At 68.5% G+C, this 4,654-nt stretch carries 7 protein-coding genes; 4 read left to right on the top strand and 3 right to left on the bottom strand.

Translation table 11 applies throughout. The features are described from left to right. Nucleotides 1–60: 60 nt before the first annotated feature. The 3 genes from ACIQ42_RS16210 to ACIQ42_RS16200 are packed head-to-tail and all read left to right on the top strand — an operon-like array spanning nucleotide 61 to nucleotide 2,422. Nucleotides 61–807 carry a glycerophosphodiester phosphodiesterase family protein gene (locus ACIQ42_RS16210; protein WP_397423282.1) on the top strand — a complete coding sequence of 249 codons (747 nt, stop codon included), beginning with the start codon at nucleotides 61–63 and terminating at the stop codon, nucleotides 805–807. Beyond that, nucleotides 804–1,991: a GNAT family N-acetyltransferase gene (locus tag ACIQ42_RS16205; RefSeq protein WP_397423281.1), complete on the top strand. Its 1,188-nt coding sequence runs from the start codon at nucleotides 804–806 to the stop codon at nucleotides 1,989–1,991. The genes ACIQ42_RS16210 and ACIQ42_RS16205 overlap by 4 nt, the downstream gene beginning before the upstream one ends. Then, on the top strand, nucleotides 1,988–2,422 hold the full coding sequence (locus tag ACIQ42_RS16200; RefSeq protein WP_397423280.1) for an HIT family protein: 435 nt from the start codon (nucleotides 1,988–1,990) through the stop codon (nucleotides 2,420–2,422). Before ACIQ42_RS16205 ends, ACIQ42_RS16200 begins: the two co-directional genes overlap by 4 nt. A gap of 220 nt (nucleotides 2,423–2,642) precedes the next feature. Here the strand turns inward: ACIQ42_RS16200 and ACIQ42_RS16195 are convergent, their stop codons facing one another. After that, nucleotides 2,643–3,272: a hypothetical protein gene (locus ACIQ42_RS16195; RefSeq protein ID WP_397423279.1), complete on the bottom strand. Its 630-nt coding sequence runs from the start codon at nucleotides 3,270–3,272 to the stop codon at nucleotides 2,643–2,645. 135 nt (nucleotides 3,273–3,407) lie between these two features. After that, nucleotides 3,408–3,743: a winged helix-turn-helix transcriptional regulator gene (locus ACIQ42_RS16190; protein WP_397423278.1), complete on the bottom strand. Its 336-nt coding sequence runs from the start codon at nucleotides 3,741–3,743 to the stop codon at nucleotides 3,408–3,410. Between the two features lie 105 nt (nucleotides 3,744–3,848). Here ACIQ42_RS16190 and ACIQ42_RS16185 point away from each other — a divergent pair, with 105 nt between their 5' ends. Then, entirely contained in the window at nucleotides 3,849–4,220 is a 372-nt protein-coding gene (locus tag ACIQ42_RS16185; protein WP_397423277.1) for a DUF4345 family protein, read from the top strand. Between the two features lie 10 nt (nucleotides 4,221–4,230). Here the strand turns inward: ACIQ42_RS16185 and ACIQ42_RS16180 are convergent. Then, the coding region (locus ACIQ42_RS16180; protein WP_397423276.1) for a hypothetical protein at nucleotides 4,231–4,654 on the bottom strand (424 nt) is incomplete at its 5' end.

Here is a 4,654-nt window from a genome sequence, read left to right as displayed (position 1 = left end):
GGGCGTTTACCGGCTGCCCATGAACTTCGCCGTCGAGGTTGATGCGGTGGTGGCGCTATCGTGAGGGACCGCTTCGGCGACGCCTGGGAGCTGTTGTTTCACCCGCCGGTGGCGCACCGGGGGCTCTGGAGCCCGGACGGGCCGCCGGAGAATTCACTGGGGGCGTTCCATGCCGCCTGCGCCGCCGGTTACGGCATCGAGCTGGACGTTCACCTGTCGTCCGACGGCGAGGCGGTGGTCTTCCATGACGACACGCTGAAGCGGATGACCGGCCTGGAGGGCCGTATCCGGGACCGCACGGCCGCCGAGCTGGCGGAGATCCGGCTGGCGGGGTCCGACGAGAAGATCCCGACGCTGCTCGAAACCCTGGCGCTTATCGGCCGCCGGGCCATGGTGCATGTGGAGCTGAAGACGGCCTTCGGCGAGGTCGGGCCGCTGGAGACGCGCGTCCACGAGATCATCGCCGACCACGCAGGGCCGCTGTGCGTCATCGGGTTCAATCCCTATTCCCACGCCTGGTACGCCGACCATTATCCGGGCGTGCTGCGCGGGCTGGACAGCTGGTCGTGGGAGCGGCCGGCGAGCATGGCCGAGAGCCAGCGCAAGGCCTATGCGCGGCTGGAGCAGATTGAGCTGGCCCGGCCGCACTTCCTGGCGCTCGGCCTCGATGTCCTGCCGCACCCGCGGGCGCAGGAACTCCGGGCGCAGGGGATGCCGGTGGTGGCCTGGACCGTGAGAAAGCCCGAGCAGTGGGACGCGGTGAAGGATCACTGTGACAACCTGATCTTCGAAGGCTTCGCCGCGTGAGCCTGAAGCCGGCGGTCAAGGTATCCCGCCGCATCGCCGAGATCGGGCGCGAGGCCTGGGACGCCTGCGCGGGCAACCCCGACTATGCCGCCAACCCCTTCGTTCGCTTTGATTTCCTGAACGCCCTGGAGGAGGCCGACTGCGCGGTCGAGCGCACGGGCTGGGGGCCGCAGCACATCAGCGTCGAGGACGATGCGGGCCGGGTGGCCGCCGTCATGCCGCTGTACCTCAAGTCCCACAGCCAGGGGGAGTACATCTTCGACCACGCCTGGGCCGACGCCTATGAGCGGGCGGGCGGGCGGTACTATCCCAAGCTGCTGTCGGCGGCGCCGTTTGTGCCGGCCACGGGCGCGCGGCTACTGGTGCGGCCTGATGTGGATGCGGGCGAGGCGAGGGCGCTGCTGCTGGGCGGGGCGCTGACGCTGTGCGAGCGCTATGGCGCCTCTGGCCTCAACATCAACTTCCTGACCGAGGCCGAGTGGCGGTGGGCCGGCGTCCACGGCATGGGCCTGCGCGAGGGGCAGCAGTACCACTGGGAGAACCGGGGCTACGCCGACTTCGAGGGCTTCCTGGGCGCGCTGTCGTCCGGCCGCCGCAAGACCATCCGCCGCGAGCGCCGCGAGGCGCAGGCCCAGGCCGAGATCGTCTGCCTGACCGGCGCCGACATCACCGAGGAACACTGGGACGCCTTCTTCGGCTTCTACATGGACACCGGCGCGCGCAAGTGGGGGCGGCCCTATCTCACGCGGGCCTTCTTCTCGATGCTGGGCGCGCAGATGGCCGACCAGGTGCTGCTGGTCCTGGCCCGCCGGGAGGGGCGCTGGATCGCCGGCGCGCTCAACCTGATCGGCGGCGACTGCCTCTACGGCCGCCACTGGGGCTGCGTGGAGGAGGTCCCGTTCCTGCACTTCGAGCTCTGCTACTACCAGGCCATCGAATGGGCGATCGATCACGGCCTGCCGCGGGTCGAGGCGGGCGCGCAAGGCCAGCACAAGATCGCCCGCGGCTATCTGCCCCGGCCCGTCTATTCCGCCCACTTTATCGCCGACCCGATGCTGCGGGGCCCCGTGGAACGGTTCCTGGAGCAGGAACGCGCCGGGGTGGAGCAGGAGATGGAGTGGCTGGAGGAAGAGTATTCGCCGTTCAAGGCGGACCCGGCGACAACTTCAGGGAGCGCACCATGAGCCTGGACGGCAGCTACGACGCGGGCAACATCTTCGCGAAGATCCTGCGGGGCGAGATGCCGGCGGTGAAGGTCTATGAGGACGAGCACGTCCTGGCCTTCATGGATGTGTTTCCCCAGGCGAAGGGCCACACCCTGGTGATCCCGAAACAGTCGACCGCACGCAACTTCCTGGAGGAGGCGCCGGACGTGATCGGCCCGCTGATGCTGGGCGTGCAGCGGGTGGCGCGGGCGGTGCGCGCGGCCCTGAACCCCGATGGCCTGGTGATCACCCAGTTCAACGGCGCCCCGGCGGGCCAAACGGTGTTTCACCTGCATTTCCACATCATTCCCCGATGGGAGGGCGTGCCGCTGGGCCGCCATGCGCAGGGGATGGCGGATATGGAGGAGCTGAAGGTGCTGGCGGCGGAGATCTCGGCGAGGATGGCGTAGCGGGCGCCCACGGGGTGTCATCGCGCGGTTGTCGCAACCCACGCTGTGTCATCCCGGTTTTCGCGTCAGCGAAAGACCGGGACCCATAAACTCAGGTGTTGGAGAACAGTGCTCGGGGTCGACGCCGCAGATTCACATGCGGCGCTTGCGTCTATGGGTCCCGGTCTTTCGTTTCACGAAAACCGGGATGACAAAGGTGTTGTTTGCTCCGGGCGCCAACTCAGCGTCGCGGCGGCCCGGTCGCGGTACGGGGGCGAAGGGCCTGGGCGGCGAACGCGCCTGTGGCGGGGCCGGCCCGTGGGGGCGGCATCATCAGGACGGCGGCGCCGGAGAGGCGGGATCGCAGGGGTGCGGGCCGCTTGGCCGGTCCCCCGGTCCCGGTCGCCCGGGTCAGCAGGGCGGTGAGCGCCGGAAGTTCGGCCGGCGCGGGGCCGGGCAGGGCGGCGGCGTCGGCCGCTACGCCCTGCAGGGTCTTTATCAGCAGCGGCAGGCTGGCGCGGTCACCTTCGCGGTCGCGGTCGGCGTCCAGGCGCTCGCGCGCAGGCGCCACTGTATTGGGCCGTTCGGTCTCGGGCGGGTCGCCGCGTTCATGGAAATCGTCGGCCTCGCGGTCCTCGCTCGGCACAGAAACGCCGGCCTGCGCCGCCCGGGCGGCCTGCCGCAGACGAAGCTTCAGCGCGATGGCCACCCGCACCCCAAAGAAGCACCGGTCGAACAGGCCGAACAACTCAGCCTTGCGCTTCCAGTCCGCCTCCCGCTCAGCCTCCCGCCCGAACGCCATCCCCAGCCGGTGGGCGACGGCGGCCATCTCGGCGAGCATGGTCTCGGTGGTGAGGTCGGTGCAGGGCATTGGAACAAAGATAGAACATCATCGAGAGATATACAAGAGTAGGGCTGAAATTCTCGGGATCGCGAGCTGTTGGGTCCGGTCCGTGCACGGGTCGCTCCATGGCCGCCCAATCCTCGTTCGCCGCCGTGCCCGGCTTCAGGCTTTTCCGCCCAGCTCCGGCATGTGGGTTTCAACCCATCGGATCAGGGACTGGACTTCGGTTCGCAGGGATCGGCCGAGCGGGGTCAGTTCATAGGTGACGTGGGGCGGGACGGTTTGCAGGTCTGTGCGGGCGACAATGTGCAGGTCTTCCAGTTGTCGCAGCGTCTGGGTCAGCATCTTCTGCGAGATGCCCTCGACCGCCCGGATCAGCTCCCCATTGCGACGCGGGCCCTCGGCCAGGGCGTGGATCGTCATGAGTGACCATTTGCTGGCCACCACGGTCATGTAGGCGCGCGAGTTGCAGTTTCTGGAGAGGACGTTGGGTCTCATGCGGCCAGCCCATATCATGAGCCGATAGGCACCAAAAGGTGCGTACTATCCGGAGCGTGACCTGCTTGGTAGCAACCCATCCGTTGCGATTTGAGGAGGTGTGCAATGGATGGGTTCAACCTGGCGGGCGCGGGGATCACCATCGCCATGGGCTGTCTGGGACTGTTCTTTCCCGGGCGGGCATCGGCGCTGACGGGATTGACCGCGACCACGCCCGAGGCGCGGGGTGAGTTTCGGGGGACCCTGGGGATCACCTTCATCCTGCTGGGGCTTGCGCCGGCGGTCACGGACAGTCCGGCGGCCTATCTGGCGGTCGGCGCCGCCTGGGCGGGCGCCGGACTGGGCCGGATGGTTTCGATCTTTCTGGATGACGCCAGGACCGGGAAGAACTGGGCGGCCGTCGGTTTCGAGCTCGCTCTGGGGGGCCTGATGATCTCGGGCGCGCCGTTTCAGGCCCTGGTTCAAGGGCTGCGATGACGGCGCCGGATCACTTCCCGGGCGCTGCGCCCGCCGCCGCCTGCTTTTCCGCCAGCCGGGCCCCGCCGAGGATGCCTTCCATGGCGTAGTTGCCTTCGTGGCAGGCGTATTCGTAGACGCTGCCCCTGGAGGCGGTGAGGGTGTATTCGGCTTTCCAGGGGCGGGTGTAGTGGCCCGGGTCGGTGACTTCGAACTGGTAGAAGATCTCGCCCTTGCCGACCCGGGTGAAGCGCTCGACGATCCGGCCGTCTTTTGTGAGCGGGATGGAGCTTTCGGCCGACTGGGCCGGATGGACGTTGGCGGTTTCCATCACGAAGGTGTCGCCTTCCCACCAGCCCACGGAATCGCCCAGCCAGGGCGTGATGGCCGCCGGGCGGTGGGCGGCGCGGGCCGCAGCCGCCGTGGGGAAGATCGGGACGATGCGCATGTCGTGG

The organism is Phenylobacterium sp., from assembly GCF_044372605.1.
In the GTDB taxonomy this organism is placed as follows: domain Bacteria; phylum Pseudomonadota; class Alphaproteobacteria; order Caulobacterales; family Caulobacteraceae; genus Phenylobacterium.
Note: the sequence above shows the minus strand (reverse complement) of the source record. Positions and strands in the feature narration are given on the sequence as shown.

Excerpts from the sequence above, each read along its gene's own strand:
- ACIQ42_RS16200 (WP_397423280.1), top strand. The coding sequence starts at position 1,988 with ATGAGCCTGGACGGCAGCTACGACGCGGGCAACATCTTCGCGAAGATC.
- ACIQ42_RS16195 (WP_397423279.1), bottom strand. The coding sequence starts at position 3,272 with ATGCCCTGCACCGACCTCACCACCGAGACCATGCTCGCCGAGATGGCC.
- ACIQ42_RS16190 (WP_397423278.1), bottom strand. The coding sequence starts at position 3,743 with ATGAGACCCAACGTCCTCTCCAGAAACTGCAACTCGCGCGCCTACATG.
- ACIQ42_RS16185 (WP_397423277.1), top strand. The coding sequence starts at position 3,849 with ATGGATGGGTTCAACCTGGCGGGCGCGGGGATCACCATCGCCATGGGC.